The sequence below is a fragment of the Flavihumibacter profundi genome, assembly GCF_020076305.1.
Classification (GTDB): Bacteria; Bacteroidota; Bacteroidia; order Chitinophagales; family Chitinophagaceae; genus Flavihumibacter; species Flavihumibacter profundi.
Genome location: NZ_JAIQXE010000003.1, coordinates 685,492 through 701,575, shown reverse-complemented (window position 1 = coordinate 701,575; position 16,084 = coordinate 685,492). Strand labels below are relative to the sequence as shown.

The 16,084-nt window shown below is 43.0% G+C and carries 14 protein-coding genes; 7 read left to right on the top strand and 7 right to left on the bottom strand.

Features of this window, described 5'->3' with window-relative positions:
- Window positions 1-36: 36 nt before the first annotated feature.
- Window positions 37-507 carry a hypothetical protein gene (locus tag LAQ65_RS17665; RefSeq protein ID WP_224118330.1) on the top strand — a complete coding sequence of 157 codons (471 nt, stop codon included), beginning with the start codon at window positions 37-39 and terminating at the stop codon, window positions 505-507.
- A gap of 13 nt (window positions 508-520) precedes the next feature.
- Here the strand turns inward: LAQ65_RS17665 and LAQ65_RS17660 are convergent, their stop codons facing one another.
- From LAQ65_RS17660 to LAQ65_RS17645, 4 genes are read right to left on the bottom strand one after another with little or no spacing between them, the layout of a single operon-like run.
- Window positions 521-943, bottom strand: coding sequence for an MGMT family protein (locus LAQ65_RS17660; protein ID WP_224118329.1), 423 nt, complete (start codon window positions 941-943; stop codon window positions 521-523).
- Window positions 906-1,130 (bottom strand): DUF5522 domain-containing protein, encoded by a 225-nt coding sequence (locus tag LAQ65_RS17655; protein ID WP_224118328.1) that lies wholly within the window; start codon window positions 1,128-1,130, stop codon window positions 906-908. The genes LAQ65_RS17660 and LAQ65_RS17655 overlap by 38 nt, the downstream gene beginning before the upstream one ends.
- The gene (gene trmB / locus LAQ65_RS17650) at window positions 1,111-1,821 is read right to left on the bottom strand and encodes a tRNA (guanosine(46)-N7)-methyltransferase TrmB (protein WP_224118327.1); all 711 of its coding nucleotides are present in this window, start codon (window positions 1,819-1,821) and stop codon (window positions 1,111-1,113) included. Before trmB ends, LAQ65_RS17655 begins: the two co-directional genes overlap by 20 nt.
- 33 nt (window positions 1,822-1,854) lie before the next feature.
- Window positions 1,855-4,131, bottom strand: coding sequence for a glycoside hydrolase family 95 protein (locus LAQ65_RS17645; RefSeq protein ID WP_224118326.1), 2,277 nt, complete (start codon window positions 4,129-4,131; stop codon window positions 1,855-1,857).
- Between the two features lie 112 nt (window positions 4,132-4,243).
- Between LAQ65_RS17645 and LAQ65_RS17640 the strand changes: the two genes are divergently transcribed.
- The 3 genes from LAQ65_RS17640 (at window position 4,244) to LAQ65_RS17630 (ending at window position 6,970) form a co-directional block, all read left to right on the top strand.
- Entirely contained in the window at window positions 4,244-5,353 is a 1,110-nt protein-coding gene (locus LAQ65_RS17640; RefSeq protein WP_224118325.1) for a hypothetical protein, read from the top strand.
- A gap of 638 nt (window positions 5,354-5,991) precedes the next feature.
- Window positions 5,992-6,459, top strand: a complete 468-nt coding sequence (locus LAQ65_RS17635) for an Lrp/AsnC ligand binding domain-containing protein (protein WP_224118324.1) — start codon at window positions 5,992-5,994, stop codon at window positions 6,457-6,459.
- Between the two features lie 94 nt (window positions 6,460-6,553).
- Window positions 6,554-6,970, top strand: a complete 417-nt coding sequence (locus LAQ65_RS17630; RefSeq protein WP_224118323.1) for a hypothetical protein — start codon at window positions 6,554-6,556, stop codon at window positions 6,968-6,970.
- A gap of 13 nt (window positions 6,971-6,983) precedes the next feature.
- Here LAQ65_RS17630 and LAQ65_RS17625 read toward each other — a convergent pair whose 3' ends face one another.
- Genes LAQ65_RS17625 through LAQ65_RS17615 form a run of 3 tightly spaced genes read right to left on the bottom strand, consistent with a single transcriptional unit; the run spans window position 6,984 to window position 10,057 of the window.
- Window positions 6,984-8,066 (bottom strand): ABC transporter permease, encoded by a 1,083-nt coding sequence (locus LAQ65_RS17625; protein WP_224118322.1) that lies wholly within the window; start codon window positions 8,064-8,066, stop codon window positions 6,984-6,986.
- 36 nt (window positions 8,067-8,102) lie between these two features.
- Window positions 8,103-9,245 carry a glycosyltransferase gene (locus LAQ65_RS17620; protein WP_224118321.1) on the bottom strand — a complete coding sequence of 381 codons (1,143 nt, stop codon included), beginning with the start codon at window positions 9,243-9,245 and terminating at the stop codon, window positions 8,103-8,105.
- Window positions 9,242-10,057, bottom strand: a complete 816-nt coding sequence (locus LAQ65_RS17615) for an alpha/beta fold hydrolase (protein ID WP_224118320.1) — start codon at window positions 10,055-10,057, stop codon at window positions 9,242-9,244. The genes LAQ65_RS17620 and LAQ65_RS17615 overlap by 4 nt, the downstream gene beginning before the upstream one ends.
- 126 nt (window positions 10,058-10,183) lie before the next feature.
- On the opposite strand from LAQ65_RS17615, the gene LAQ65_RS17610 reads away from it, so the two are divergent.
- The 3 genes from LAQ65_RS17610 to LAQ65_RS17600 all read left to right on the top strand — a co-directional run bounded on the left by LAQ65_RS17610 (window position 10,184) and on the right by LAQ65_RS17600 (window position 16,084).
- Window positions 10,184-10,624, top strand: a complete 441-nt coding sequence (locus tag LAQ65_RS17610) for a MarR family winged helix-turn-helix transcriptional regulator (protein ID WP_224118319.1) — start codon at window positions 10,184-10,186, stop codon at window positions 10,622-10,624.
- A 61-nt stretch (window positions 10,625-10,685) separates the two neighbouring features.
- On the top strand, window positions 10,686-12,482 hold the full coding sequence (locus LAQ65_RS17605; RefSeq protein WP_224118318.1) for an acyl-CoA dehydrogenase family protein: 1,797 nt from the start codon (window positions 10,686-10,688) through the stop codon (window positions 12,480-12,482).
- Between the two features lie 347 nt (window positions 12,483-12,829).
- The gene (locus LAQ65_RS17600) at window positions 12,830-16,084 is read left to right on the top strand and encodes a SusC/RagA family TonB-linked outer membrane protein (RefSeq protein WP_224118317.1); all 3,255 of its coding nucleotides are present in this window, start codon (window positions 12,830-12,832) and stop codon (window positions 16,082-16,084) included.

Here is a 16,084-nt window from a genome sequence, read left to right as displayed (position 1 = left end):
GTCTTTTACGTAACTTTCCACCAATAATTTTCAGTGATGACTATGCTGCCATCCTCCCCATTTCGGGAATTACAAACTATCTACCGGGTATTGTTATATAGCCAGATAGGTTTTTGGATAATTGCCCTGTTATTGGTGCAGTTAAGCATTTTTGAACCCTTTGCCTCTGAATCACTGGACAGGCTGCTGCAGGTCATCGCCGTTTTTTATTCCTTTATTGCTGTTATAGTCGGACTTCAATTATTCCGCCGCAGGCTTGAATCTATCAAGGCCCTGGAAATCCCTGTCAGGGATAAGCTGGCTCAATATAAGAGTGCTTCAATAGTACAGTGGGCATTGCTCGAAGGGGCTGGTATCTTTTGCATCATTTGTTATGTCATTACCGGCAACTGGTCTTTCCTGGGTTTGGCCATTATGCTGCTGGCTGTATTTGGTGGATTAAACCCTTTCAAGCAAAAAGTGATGTTGCAATTGCGCTTAAACGATACTGATGTAGCAGGAATGTGACCGGGGTTTTTTGTCAGGATTCATGTTCACTTGCAGGATCCCAAAAATGTTTACTGAAGTTTTTTATAGTATCGTTTTCGATAGAAATCCCTTCTTTTTCCAAAAGTTCCTGCATTAAAGTCGGTGTTGCGAAGTGCCCTTTGCCGCTGAGTTGGCCGTTTCTGTTCACGACCCGTTGTGCAGGAATTGGCCGTGTCTGGGAATGGGCGCTATTCAGTGCCCAACCCACCATCCTTGCAGACAAACCCGATCCTAAAGCTTTTGCAATAGCTCCATAAGTGGTTACTTTTCCCCTCGGTACCTGCTCAACAATATCAAAAACCTGTTCAAAAAAGGATGATTCTGCTTTGCCGGATGGTTGCAGCTTTTTTAAGGGGAAGGTGTTGGTTTCACTCTTTTTAGGGCGCTGTTTTGTCGATTTCACTGACCTGGCCATGGTTACTGACTTTATTTAGCAATAAATGGGAACGCCTTGGTTCCTCAACCTGAATATAGTCATATGGGCAGTGCAGGCAACCATTTCCGCAGCATACCCCTTTTTCAAGGTGGTATTTTTCAGTAAGTACAATAAAGCCTTCCTTATTATAATAGAAATCAATTCCCTCAATGAGTCGCTTCTTCATATTGAAATACCAGTTCTTGAAGTTCTTTGTCCAGATTTACCAATTGTGTAGCCGGGAGCTTGAAAGTAATATAGTGAATCCGGTTGCTACCCGCGATATCTAATGCTTCATAATGTGTTTTAATCTGTAACTCAGGGCTAATATCCGGTTTTGCATACAGATTATCTGTCTTGGTGACCAATTCCAGTTTATACATTTCAATGACCATCAGGGTAAAGCGATAGAGCACCGGTGAATCCGTTTTCAAGTGTATTAAACCACCGGGAACCAGAAATTGTTGGTATAAGCGTAAAAACTTTGGGTGGGTCAGTCTTTTTTTTGCATGGGAACGACGTAACTGGGGATCTGGAAAAGTTATCCAGATTTCACTTATTTCACCCTCACCGAAATAATCGGCAATCTGGTCAATTTTGGTACGTAGGAAGGCAGCATTATGGCGGTTAGCAGCAATACATTGTTTTGCACCAACATAAAGGCGGTTACCTTTAACATCAACACCTACAAAATTCCTTTCTGGGTATAAAGCGGAAAGTCCAACGGTATATTCTCCCTTTCCGCAAGCCAATTCCAATGTAATGGGATTCCGGTTTCCGAATTGTTTATGCCATTGACCCTGCATACCGGGAGGGTTTTGCAAAACATTGGAAAAACCCTTTATCGCCTCAAACCGAACGAGTTTATTTTGACCCATGGTCGCAAAGCTAGTGAATCCATTCTTTTATTATTACTTCGTCCAAATGATGTACCCGCCAGGTGATGCCTTCAATTCGATCATTCCATCCAAACTATATTTTTTTTGCATTCCCTTCATTTCACTAACCTGCAAGGTGGAATCAGGAAATTTAAGTTTTGTTTGTCCGCCTTTTTCCGAATAAATTTTAATCCGGCTGATTTCGCCGCCTTTCATTTCAGCACTAACCAGAAAAGCCCCTTCAGCCCTTAAATGGTCAAAAGATACCGTTTTCCATTCTGGTGGGATTGCCGGGAAAATAGAAATATAACCTGCATAACTCTGGAGCAGCATTTCCTGCAAACCCGATGCGAAGGCAAAGTTTCCTTCCAGGGTAAATGGCCGGTAATGTGCAGTGGAATACCCTAATTGGGTCTGATCGCCATTTAAATGGAAGCTATTGGCAGAACAAAAGGCTTTTGCAAAAATTGAGAGTGCCTTAGCAGCGCCACTACCATCCTTGGCCCTTGCTTTCAAATTAGCCAGCCAGGCATAAGAATAGCCCATCCAATTATCGGAGCCCACACTATCAAGTTGCTCAATACTGTTTTTGATAATGCTTCTGGCCTGTTCACCATCTTCCCATCGGATCAGGCCTAAGGGAAAGACAGCCATCATGTGAGAAAAGTGGCGGTGTGATTGATTGTAGGCCATTGATGGCGCGAACATTAGTTCATTATTTGCAGTAAGGCTTAATTCATTGATTTGGCCATTGATTTTTTTCCAGTGAGCAGCTTCCCCAGGTAAATTCAGCACCAGGGCCATTTCTTCTGCTGCTTTGAAAGTAAACTTCATTAGGGCCAGGTCATAATTCGTATTTTGGCTGAACCACGCTTTAATAGAATTGTCATTAATTTCCGGGCTTGAGCTAATGGGTAATTTTCTTTTGCCATTAGGGTCTATGATCGTAATTCTTTCCAGGAATGTAGCTACGTCTTTAATCCATGGGTATGCACTTTTCTGTAAAAACCCCCGGTCCATACTATACTTCCACTGCCAGTAAAAATGTTGCGCCAACCATGAGGAAACAGTTGGCGATAATGAATATTGGATCCAGCCCCCCATTTCAGTTCCATTGAGAGTGGTAACACCAGGTACAGCCAATCCAGTTACCCCGAAATAATCCTGGGTATAACGTTTATAATTAGGCTTGTTTTTTTCGAGGTGTTTCAGGTATCCGGTCGCTTCCAGGAGGTGGTTGCCGGAATAGGCTGGCCAGTAACTTAGCTGGGTATTGAGATCATGGTGGAAATCACCTTTCCAGGGGGGCAGCCGGCCATTGTCTGCTGTCCAGACCGCCTGCAGAGATATAGGCGGTGCGTCTTTCCGGGCAGTGGACCCAAACTTATAGAGTTCAAGCCACCATTGTTTTTCGATTATAGGGTCCGGCACATGAATATTGGATTTATTCCAGAAATCAGTCCACCATTTGCGGTGAAGTTGTAAGGCGGCATTAAAAGAAGTTTTAACTGCATTAAGTGTTAGCGCATCTGCAGTAGTTTGTTTTGGCTGTTTAGCCTGTTGGCTGGAAATGCTCCAAACCCCTTCAATAGTGGAATCATTCAGGTTTTTCCAGCGCAGGGCAATTTCATAGGTAAATCCATTCCATCCTTCCTGCAGATAGGTAATGCTGTTTTTGTGTTGCTGAATTTGCCCTTGTTTGTATCCCAACCTGGAAAGGTCATCACCACCCACTGGATCACCGCTGTTTTTAACTTCACCCTGGTATTTTGGGGCTATCAGTTGGGGTTTAAATTGTCCAGACAGGTGGTCAAAACGAAACCAGCCTACCGGGGAATCAGCCTGCACAAATGTCCGGAGGCGTGTTCCATTCTCCCAGGCAACTTCACAAACCGCAGATTGAACGAATAGGTGAACAGACAGGACTTTTCCCCAGGCGCCTGAATTAAAATTAATTGCGCCGCCAGGGATTTTCGAAGGAGCCGGTTCGTGGTCATAAGGGCTATCGAAATATTGCTGAACAACTCCGTAATTGTTATTCCTTACCTGTTCTTGTACCCACGCATAACTGAATTCCTTGCGGTGCAGTCCTTTCATTGGGCGTTCATCCCATAGGTCGGCCCGGTCTAGGGAAAATCGCAGTTGCTGGTCTTTTTGCCAGACCAGGGCACCTAGCATGCCATTGCCAAGAGGAATGGCTTCATCCCATTGAGGGGCCAGACTATTGAAATGAAGATCATGGACAGAGGGCTGGCCGGATACAAAAATTGAAAAGCAGAGGATTGACAAAAAGCAGAGAATTTTCTTCATTTACAGTGGTTTCTAATGAAAATTAGGAGAAATACTGCAGTAAATATGAGAAAATGGTACAGAATGGCGTTGATAATAATCCGGGATGTTGTTGTAACTCAAATACAAGGCAATGTGTAGAAAAAGATTTATCATAGTCGCAGTTTTGACAGGGCTTTTATTTCCGTTTTGCAGTAAAAAAAAGGACCAGGTTCCGGAGCCGGTAAGGCTTGGGGTAACACCCTGGCCGGCCGCTTACTCTTTGGCCGATCAACAGCAGGCTTATGCATTTATAGGAAGTGATTGTGATTTTGTATCCCACCATATTGATGAAGGAATTCCTTATGACGAGGCATTTAATCACCGGCCAATGCCAGTATCACTTGTTAATGAGGTTAAATTCCGTAAAGAGAATACACCAAGTGGCAAGGCTATTTTTTTGAGTGTGTCTGCTTTGGACCTCAGCCGGAAAAAAAAGGTTGGTTACTGGCGGAATAATGAAGGTACTCCCTCCGCCATACGACAGTATTGGGAATCACTTCCTTTTGACCATCCGGATGTAATAACAGCGTATGTTAATTTTGTGAATTACCTGGTTGGTGAGTTTTCGCCGGCCTGGATCAATTTTGGAGTGGAGAGTAATTCTGAAAGTTGGGATGAAACTGAGTTCCAGCGGTACAAGATTTTTTGTAGGGCAGTATATACGGCATTGAAAAAATCCCATCCCGGAACGCCGGTCTTCCTGAGTGTAATGGTCAGTGAAGCACCAAAGGCTTACCAGAATGCAAAAGAATTAATGCCTTATACCGATTGGGTTGCGATGAGTGCCTATCCTTATGTTACTGTTAGCAGCAGTGCAAGTGGTAATACCAATCCGGACCTGTTTCCGACCGGGTATTTTGAGCATTGGCTCGACCTTTCTCCGGAAAAACCCTGGTGCTTTTCAGAGACTGGATATATTGCCCAAAATCTGGATGTGCCCGAATACAATCTGCATAAGGAAGGCAGGCCTGAATGGCAGAATCGATACCTGGAAAAACTGGGTGATTTGATGCGGACACGAAAAGGCCAGTTTTTGCTATGGTTTTGTCATACAGATTACGATGCTTTAATTGAAACGCTGAAATCCACCGGTGACTATCAGCCTTTGTTTCTTTTTTGGAGGGATATCGGGTTATATGACGAGAACCACAAGGCCAGGCCTGTATTACAGACATGGCGGGACTTACGCAAAAAGAACTGAGTATAAAAAAGCCCCTCTTTAAAGAGGGGCTACCTAACAGCTGTAAACACACACATGAGAAAAACAGTGTGTACCAAATTTTTTGCGATCCTTACAGGTCACAATCGTTGCTTGCGGTACAAAAAAATCCCACCAGCGGGGCGGGATTTTAAAAAGCTGTAGGGGGAGGAGTCGAACCTCCACGGGGCAGTTAGCTGTAGTACAAAGATTAGTGGTCAACCCTGGTCGGCTTCATTCCGATTCCTTACGGAACTGGAATACCAGTCGGCTCTATGCTACGTTTATCCTGGACTCCCCACCCCCGAGACGAGAGGGCATGTCTGCCAAAGATTTCATCACCCCACAGTATAAAGAACAATTAACAAAATACGGTCGCTGTAGGAGGAGGAGTCGAACCTCCACGGGGTCGTTAGCCAGGCTTTCACCTGTTTTATCCGATTTTCCCCACCCCCGAGACGAGAGGGCATGTCTGCCGAAAATTTCATCATCCCACAGTATATGTCTTAAGAACTTTGATAAAGCAAATATACGGTGATCGGCCTATTTCTTGCAGATAATTCAAGTAAAAATTAAAAACTATCGAAATTGTTCAAAAAATACTACCTTCAAGTAGATAATATCAAAAATCGAAGTAAAAAATGGCTATCAAATTAAATTTAGACAAACTCGATTACCAGATTATCCATGAAATGATGGAGAATGCCGAAACTTCTTATGCTGACCTTGGCAAAAAGCTTTTTGTTTCTGGCGGAACCATACATGTTCGGATCAAGAAACTTCAGGAAATGGGTGTAGTTAAAGGTACCCGCCTGAATGTAGACCTTAAATTATTAGGGTATGATGTTATCGCCTTTATAGGAATATACCTGGAAAAGAGCTCCTTATATGATACAGTAGCACGTGAATTGGGAAAAATTCCGGAAATCGTCCGCATGAATTATACCACTGGAAATTACAGCATATTTGCTGAGATAGTGTGTAAAGATATAAACCAGTTGCGAAACGTTTTACACGACCAGTTGCAAAAAATTAAAGGCATTGAAAGGACGGAAACCTTTATTTCCCTGGATGAAAGCCTGAATAGAAATGTAATGGTTCAGCCATAAATTAATATTAACCGGGCAATTAGTTGCAATAGTTTTAAAAAGCCAGCATTACCAGTATCTTTATATGTTTAGTGCAAAGAAATAATCCCCATATATGAAAAGAGCATTGGTGTTCCTTTTTTTTGCGGCCGGAGTTTCCATTCTTATCCTCCCGTCCTGCGGTGGCGGAAGTAAAACTACTGAACCACCTGCTGAAGAAAACCTTGTTATAAGTTCTACACCTGCAATAGGCGGCCAGTCAGAAGTTGCTGCGCCCGGACCTAATTTCCCGCTTGCGGTAACTGTTACCTCCAAAATGCCGCCTCAGGGTGTAAAGGTTGAAGTTTCTGCCAGGGAGGACGGTTCAGCTACAGATTTTTACAATGACACAAAGACTACCAGCGTAAGTACTTCAAATTTTGTGATAACTAATACTCCACAAGGAGTAATATGCCGCGTAACCGTAACCGTTACTTCAGTCTCTAAGTCAACAAATACCGTGACCGGATTTTATTTGTATTCGAAGAAATAAGTGGTGGATTTTTTTAACCTCTCACATCCAATACATCCCGGATGCCATTACCCAGTAAATTAAAAGCAAGGACTAAAAGCATAATGGCAAAGCCAGGTGCAAGTGCAAGCATGGGATTATTGGTAATAATGAAATTATAATTTTCCCTGATCATACCACCCCAACTTGGTTGAGGCGGCTGAACACCAACACCAAGGAAACTTAGTCCGGCTTCAATGATAATAGCAGATGCAAAATTTGCAGCAGCAACCACCAGCACTGGTCCCATGATATTTGGTAATATATGTTTGGTGATTATCCGTAGGTCAGAATAACCCAGTGCCTTTGCAGCTTCAACATATTCAAGTTTGCGTATACCTAGCATTTGTCCCCTTACGATGCGGGCTACATTTACCCACATTGTCAACCCGACAGCTATGAATACCTGCATAAATCCCTTGCCGAGTAAAAGGGTTACTGCAAAGACCAGTAAAAGTGTAGGGATACTCCAGATAACATTGATCAGCCACATGATCCAGCTATCCATTTTACCACCATAATAACCAGCTAAAGCACCTAACAGCACACCAATAGTAAGTGATAATAACATGGCGATGCCTCCAACGAGAAGGCTCACGCGAACACCAACAAGCAAACGGCTCATCATATCACGTCCATATTTATCGGTTCCAAGCAGGAAGGTCCTGGTAACAAAGTTTTTTTCTACTGGTACCTTCAAACGGGACAATGAATATTCAATCTTTTCCGAGATGCCTTCATCGATATATTTTTTAATGATTAATCTATGGTCTTTTACTGTATAACCATCAACGGGAATAAATTGAAATGCATCAGGCCGGCCGTGGACGGCTAGGCTTATCCAATTTCCTGGGTTTTCAACAGTTTCTTTTGGGTATAGGAAAAATTGCTGTTTAAAGCCAGGTTGCTTACCGCCAATTTCAACTATCATCCGGTTGGCATTTGGCGTTGCATCGGGAGCAATCAAATAGGCAAAAATAGCAATGAACCCGGAAAAGGCGATAATTACTATGCCTGTCAATGCACCCCCGTGTTTGATGAGTTTCTGCCATCCATTCGCCGTTGGATTCGTCGTCATCCATTAAAAATAAAGAATACCATTGGTATCATCTGTTTAGCGGACTTGCCGGCCTTTCCATTCATATGACCCAAATTGCCCGAAACTCCCGGCAACTACCGTATAAATTATATGCAGGGGTTGATAGAAGGGGAAGTATTTCATTAATTTCCCCTGCCCATAAAAATTGGCTACTGAATGCATGAAAGGCCATTCAATGCCAGTTTTAATGGCAAGTAACAGCAATGCCCATGCCAGCTGCTGTAGTGAAAGAAAACCTGTGATTAAAATAGTAAGCATAAGCAGGTTCATAATATATACCAGCAATAACACCCTAAAAACACTCTTGTCTTCGTAGGCCTGTGCTTTACTTGCCCATCGGATTCGCTGGTGGAGAAATGTTTTCAGGGAAGGGGCGGGTTCTGTTGTTACAATTGCCGCGCGATTTTTCAGGTAAGTGATTTTTCCAGGGAACTGTTGGGCAATTTTATACATCAGCAGCATATCGTCTCCTGAAGCGATAGCGTCGATTCCCCGAAAGCCATTTACAGAATGAAACGCAGACCTGGAGTAGGCGAGGTTGGCGCCATTGCACATGCTATGAAATCCTTTGTATACCGATGCCGCAGTGATGCCCTGCAGGCTCAGGAAGTCCAGCGCCTGAAATTTGGTTAACCAACCCTGTTGGAGTTCCATTTTTACCGGACCTGCAATAAAGCAGGAGTCTTTGCTTTCATAGGTATAGGCTATATTCCTGAGCCAAAACGGCGGAGCAATGCAGTCGGCATCTGTGGTAACTATTAGTTCCCCATTTGCATGTTCAATACCTGTATCAATGGCTTTTTTCTTATAGGCGTTAATGGCTTCAGCGGGCAGGTGTTCTTCCAGTGAAAGCAGGACTAGCTTTGGGTTCTTGTAGTTCTTTACAATTTGAGCTGTTGCATCTTCAGAATGATCGTCAATTATGATGAACTGCAGGAGATTTGCGGGATAGTTTTGTGCTAGTAAAGATCCAATGCAATAGGAAATATTGTGTTCTTCATTTCTTGCCGGAACCAGGACACTGATTCTTGTTTGTGGTACAAAATCTACGGGAACTATTTCGTCTTCTGGTATTTGTTTAAAACTTCTGTGGTAGTAGCCCAGCAATACAGCATATGTCGTTAGAAGAATTGAAGTTATTGTATATACGAGTATCATCTTTTTCGCATAGTGTTAATATATTCTGCAATGGTACTGGCAAATTGCGGTTTAAGCAAACGGTGGCCCGCTTCAAGTACTATTATAGAGTTTGAGCCTGCGTTTCCTGCTTTTAAGCGCTGGCCAAGTTTCGGGGGGATGATCCTGTCGAACTTTCCGAATATTAGGAGAGTCGGCAAAGGTGACTTGTTTAAGTTATACCCCAGTTTTTGCAAATTGGGTTTAAAATTCCTGAAGAGGGTCCAACGCTTATAAAGCTCATTTCTTTGTTGTGGATCATCAAGGTACCGGTGACTGAATTTAAAAATGCTTTCATTAAGGAGTCTGAATTTCCTGGCCCATTTCATACCAAAGAAAAGCCACTCAGGATGTTGCATGGTTTTGAAAAACAGCCTGTTTCCTGCTTTTGTCTGGGTGGTTAGCCAGTACCAAAAATTTATTTTGAGCCCATCGGGTGCAATAAGGATTAATTGCCTGAGTTGCTCCGGAAAGTGTTCCGCATATTCCATGGCCAATCTTCCACCCATACTGTATCCGGCAAGACTGAATTGTTGCGTCTTGAATCTTTCTTTTTTTGCGAGTTCAGATAAGCAGTTTCGTAAGTCAGTAAGTTCAAAAACATGGTCGTTCCAATTTGTTTTACCATGTAGTGGAAGGTCAGGGCAAATAATGGTAAAACGATGGCCAAGGTGATTGGCCAGGGCTTCAAAATCCTGTCCGCGTTCCCCATAGCCATGCAGGCAAAACAGCAGTTCCGGGCCAGAACCGTATCGTTCATAGTGAATGGTATGCTGCTTGATATTTACTTCCATGGGGCTTTTGCGACTGATCTCGGACCGAAGATAATGGGACTGACGGTAATACGTAACCCCCCTTAAAAAAGAACTTGCAAAAATGAAAGAATACCCTTAAATTTGATTAGTTGTTTAACTAACTATATGCCAAACAACCAATTTAAGAAGGGGGAGTTATACAGTTTTATTACGGGTAAGGCATCAACAGCCATCGCCCGAAGGCTGCAGAAAAAATTCAATGCGGCCAATCTTAATTTAACCATTGAGCAATGGAGCGTTTTGTACCATTTATGGAAGCAGGATGGAATCAGCCAGCAGGAATTATGCAATGCTACATTTCGCGACAAGCCCAGCATTACACGCCTGGTAGACAACCTTGAAAAATTAAAATTGGTGAAGCGGGTTTCCTCGAAGGAAGACCGCCGTATGAATATGATTTTTCTTACTAATGAAGCAAGAAAAATGGAGGAAGCATCCATGGAGCTGGCGGAAGAGACTTTGAATGAAGCCCTGGAGAAAGTGCCGGCAGACCAAGTAGAAGTCTGTAAGCAGGTTTTACAGATTGTTTACGATAACCTGAGGTAAGTCGTAAGCGCCAAACGCTGAGCAGAAGAGAAATTTTTTTTGACCATATAAATTTATAACCATGTCAAATGCAGCACAACAACAAGCTTCTGTCCTGAAGGGCGGCGAATGGCTCATTAAAGAAAGTGCTCCTTTTGAAACCTTCATTCCGGAAGATTTTAATGAGGAGCAGCAGATGGTAAAAGACATGTGTGCCGGATTTCTGGATGCGGAAGTCCTGCCCATCATTGATCGCATTGATAAACTGGAGGCGGGGCTAATGCCTTCCCTGGTTGAAAAAGCCGGTGAACAAGGACTTTTGGGCACTTCTGTACCGGAGGAGTTGGGTGGATTAGGGAAAGATTTTATTACATCAACCCTTGTAAATGAAGGTTTGGGTGGGGGGTTTTCCTTCTCTGTGGCCATAGCAGCGCATACAGGAATTGGCACTTTACCAATATTATATTTTGGCACCCAGGCCCAGAAAGAAAAATATGTTACAAGGCTGGCGAGCGGCGAATGGAAAGGGGCATATGGACTAACGGAGCCGAACAGTGGCAGTGATGCGCTTGGTGCAAAAACATCTGCCAAACTAAGCGATGACGGGAAGTTTTATATACTAAATGGTCAAAAATGCTGGATTACCAATGGCGGGTTTGCTGATGTATATACTGTATTTGCGAAAGTTGATGGTGATAAGTTTACCGGATTTATTATAGAAAGGGGTATGGAAGGATTTACCCAAGGTCCGGAAGAGCATAAAATGGGTATCAAAGGATCATCAACCGTTCAATTGTATTTCCAGGATTGTAAAGTGCCTGTTGAAAATGTGCTGGGTGAAATTGGAAAGGGCCATATTATAGCATTCAACATTTTGAATATCGGTCGCCTTAAGTTATGCGCAGCTGCATTAGGTGGCGCTAAAAGGGCTTTTAATACTTCCATAGTTTATGCAAATACGCGCGAACAATTCAAGCAGCCCATCAGTAATTTCGGCGCCATAAAAAATAAGATTGCCGAAATGGCCATCAGGATATGGGTTTGTGAGTCGGCCTTATATCGTACTTCCAAGTGGATCGACAACAAGGAAGTAGAGATGGTAGCAAGCGGCAAATCCTTTGCAGAGGCGCTACTTGGGGCAGCAGAGGAATATGCTATTGAGTGTGCCATGTTGAAAGTATACGGCAGTGAAGTGCTGGACTTTATTGTTGATGAAGGCGTTCAGATCCATGGGGGAAATGGCTATAGCGATGAATATGTTATTTCAAGAGCCTACCGGGATAGCCGCATCAACAGGATCTACGAAGGCACCAATGAAATTAACAGGCTTCTTACAGTTGATATGGTATTGAAACGGGCCATGAAAGGAAAGCTTGACCTGATGGGGCCTGCAACGAATGTGATGAAGGAACTTATGAGTATTCCGGATTTCGGAGCAGGTGATGACCAGCCTTTTGATGCGGAAAAGAAAGCAATTGCGAATTTTAAGAAAGCCATTTTGATGACTGCCGGCGGTGCGGTTCAGAAATTAATGGCTAAAATCGAAAATGAGCAGGAAATTCTTATGCAGATTGCTGATATGGCAATTGAGACTTTTAATGCCGAATGCGCGCTGTTGAGGGTGATGAAACTCGTTGAACAGCGCGGTGAGCCTGCCTGCAAGTTTGAACTGGATATTGTCAGGACATATATATATGATGCTGCCGACAGGATCAATAAATTCGGAAAAGACGCTATAAATGCTTTTGCCGATGGGGATGAACAGCGCATGATGCTGCTTGGCTTAAAAAGGTTTACTAAAGTTGCAGCTTTCAATTGTAAGGAAGCCAGACGCAGGATTTCGGCTAAAATTATTTCAGAAAACAAGTACCCGCTTTAATTAAAGGACTGGTCTTGATATGTTTATGGGGGGAAAAACCCTCCCCAGGAAAGTCCCGGCTTGAAAACCGGGATTTTTTTTAAGTGTAATGTTGACTTTTATAAAATATTTGTTAATATTGGTAACTGGGATTAACCAAAACTGCCAATTATGACACGATTGCTCCAATGGCTCCGCCATGTAAGAAGTGATGTCTTCCACGACCACTTTCCTTCAAATCTTCAAAAGATTTATAGTTCAGACAAGCAAAATTACTATCGGGCTGAAACCTGATACATGAGTAATTAAAGGATGCATGCACCACAGATGATGCAGGACTATTGTTTAACCATTGTCAATTAACTTAAATGAATAATTCATTTACGCTTCACCAAATTTTTGGAAAGAAGAGACTAAGCTTAATGCTTATTGCTCTTATAGGATTAACCGCAGCGGCACCGGCATTTAGTTATGCCAACCCTGCGGATCACGCTGGCGCCCCCTTTTTTGCAGACCGGCAAGTCAGTGGCCGGATTGTTGATGAAAAGGGCATTCCAATAGGGAATGTAAGTGTAGTTGTGAAAGGAACATCCATCGGAACAACTACTAATGATGATGGAATTTTTAAATTAAATGTTCCGGAAGGGAAAAATTCACTGATGATTAGTTTTGTCGGGTACAAAACACAAGAGTACAAACTGAACAGTTCCAATTCAGTTTCTATTGTTCTTGCACAGGAATCGGGAACCTTATCTGATGTTGTTGTAGTAGGATATGGCACACAAAAGAAGGTGACTGTAACTGGTGCGGTTAGTGCTGTAAAAGGCGAGGTACTGGTAAAGTCTCCTGCAGTTGATATGTCAAACTCACTCGCAGGTCGTTTACCCGGACTTGTTGTTATCCAGCAAGGTGGTGAACCGGGGTATGATGGGGCAACCATTTCTATTCGCGGAACAAATACTCTGGGTAAAAGCGATCCTCTTATCGTAATTGATGGGATTCCAGATCGAGATGGTGGCCTCGGCCGTTTAAATCCAAGGGATGTTGAGAACATCTCTGTCTTAAAAGATGCCTCGGCAGCCATTTATGGTGCAAGGGCAGCTAATGGAGCTATCCTGATTACGACAAAAAAAGGAAGCACGGGGAAACCAAAGGTGACCTATGATTTTAACCAGGGCTGGAGCCAGCCGGGCAGGGTCCCTAAAATGGCGAGTTCACCAGAATACGCCAGTATTATGAATGAAATCCCTATTTATCAGACAATACCTGTAAATGAGTGGGCCGCAGCTTCTGAAGCCATCAAGTCAACCGGTAAATATGTTTCGCCTACACCAGGTGTTTCTGCCATAAGTGCTAATTACAGTCCTGATGCAGTTAAAAAATTTGCAGATGGATCTGATCCATGGGGATATCCTAATACTGACTGGTTTGGAGATGCTTTTAAAACATGGGCCCCACAATCACGGCACAATCTTGCTTTGAGTGGCGGGAATGAGAATGTACGGTACTTTACTTCTCTTGGTTATGTGAACCAGGATGCTATTTACAATAACTCTGCAACTTTTTACAAGCAGTACCAGATGCGGACCAACCTTACGGCTAAAGTAAATAAGTATATCTCCGCAAACTTTGGCTTGATGGTTCGCAGGGAAGACCGGAATTACCCTACTGAAAGTGCCGGATCAATTTTCCGTATGCTAATGCGGGGACGTCCAACTGAACCGGAAGTTTGGCCAAATGGTAAGCCCGGTCCGGATATTGAAAACGGCCAGAATCCATACGTAATCACAACCAATGCTACAGGGTATACCAAGAACCCTAAAGACTATATGCAGGCAAATGGTTCATTTGAAATTACCAATCCATGGATAAAAGGGCTTAAACTTACCTTATCTGGTGCCGTTGATAAAAACAGCCAGACTAACAAAGTATGGCAGACTCCCTGGGAGCTGTATTACTGGGATAAAGTTACCTATGAGGCTGATGGGGTAACCCCATTATTGGTTGGGGCAGTTCGTTCAAATTTTAAAGACCCAAGGTTGACCCAGTCTTACGGACAGGTTCTGAATACAAACCTGACCGCCATGTTGAACTATGACTTCAAAATTGGTACTGCCCATTCCTTTGGGTTATTGGCAGGCGCAACCCAGGAGAAATTCACTGGCGAAGGATTCCTGGCATTTCGCAGGAATTACATTTCCACTGCAGTTGACCAGCTGTTCGCAGGTGGTTCCTTACAACAAAATACTGATGGAAATGCTTATGAGACTGCACGTACGGGCTATTATGGCAGGGCGCAATACAACTATAAGGAAAAATACCTGGCAGAATTTGTATGGCGTTATGATGGTTCATCCTACTTCCCCGAGGATCATCGGTGGGGATTTTTCCCTGGATTATTGTTAGGCTGGAACATGACCAACGAAGACTGGTTTAAAGTGAAGGGGATTAATTACCTGAAATTGCGGGCCTCTTATGGCCAGATGGGTAATGACCAGGTTTATTTTAATGGTACTTTACACCAATATGATTATCTGTCTACATATTCGTTTGGTTCATATCCTATCAATAATGAAGTTGTGACGACATTGGGCGAAACGGTAGTGGCGAACCCCAGTTTCACCTGGGAGAGGGCGAATAACTATAACATCGGCCTTGATGGATCCTTCTTCAATAATAAAATTGACCTGACCTTAGAATATTTCATGAATAAGCGCGATCAGATCCTTATTCAAAAGAATGGTTCTACTCCTGCTTCTACTGGTATGACCACGTTATTACCTCCTGTAAATGCTGGAAAGGTTGATAATTCAGGATATGAATTCATGGTTGCTTATAATGCAAATATTGGCAGAGACTGGCATATTAAGGCTGGCATCAACGGAGGCTATGCTAAAAATAAAGTGGTATTTATGGATGAAATACCCGGAGCCCCGGAATACCAGAAACAAGAGGGTAAGCCAATTGATGCCGTATTGGTTTATCAGTCTGATGGCGCATTCTTAAACCAGGATGATATTAACAAGAACACCCTTGATTATAGTGGCGTTACCAGCCAGTTGAAACCGGGTGACATGAAATTTAAGGATGTTAATGGCGATGGAAAAATTAATGCTGACGACAAAGTGCGGATGGATAAGAACGGTACGCCAACCTTAAACTACGGTATGACATTGGATGTTCGCTATAAAGGCTTTGACCTAAGCATCCTTTTCCAGGGCGCAAGTGGCGCTGTTATGCGGATCCAGACAGAATCTGGTGACATAGGCAACTATTTGCAGTATTTTTACGATCATAGGTGGTCTATTGATAAACCAAGCAGCACAGATCCAAGGCTTGCTAGCAGGGGCGATACTTATTATACTGGTGGTAATTTTGGAAACAATACCTATTACCTGTTCAGTAAGAATTACCTCCGCTTGAAAAATATTGAGCTGGGATATAATTTACCGGCAAATCTTTTAAGCAAAGCCAATATCAGCAATCTGAGGCTTTTTGCAAACGGATTGAATGTATTTACGATAGATAAAATGAAAGTATTTGATCCGGAAGCAACCGCAGAAAGCGGAGTTTATTACCCACAATCCAGGACAGTCAATTTAGGATTGAGCTTAACTTTTTAA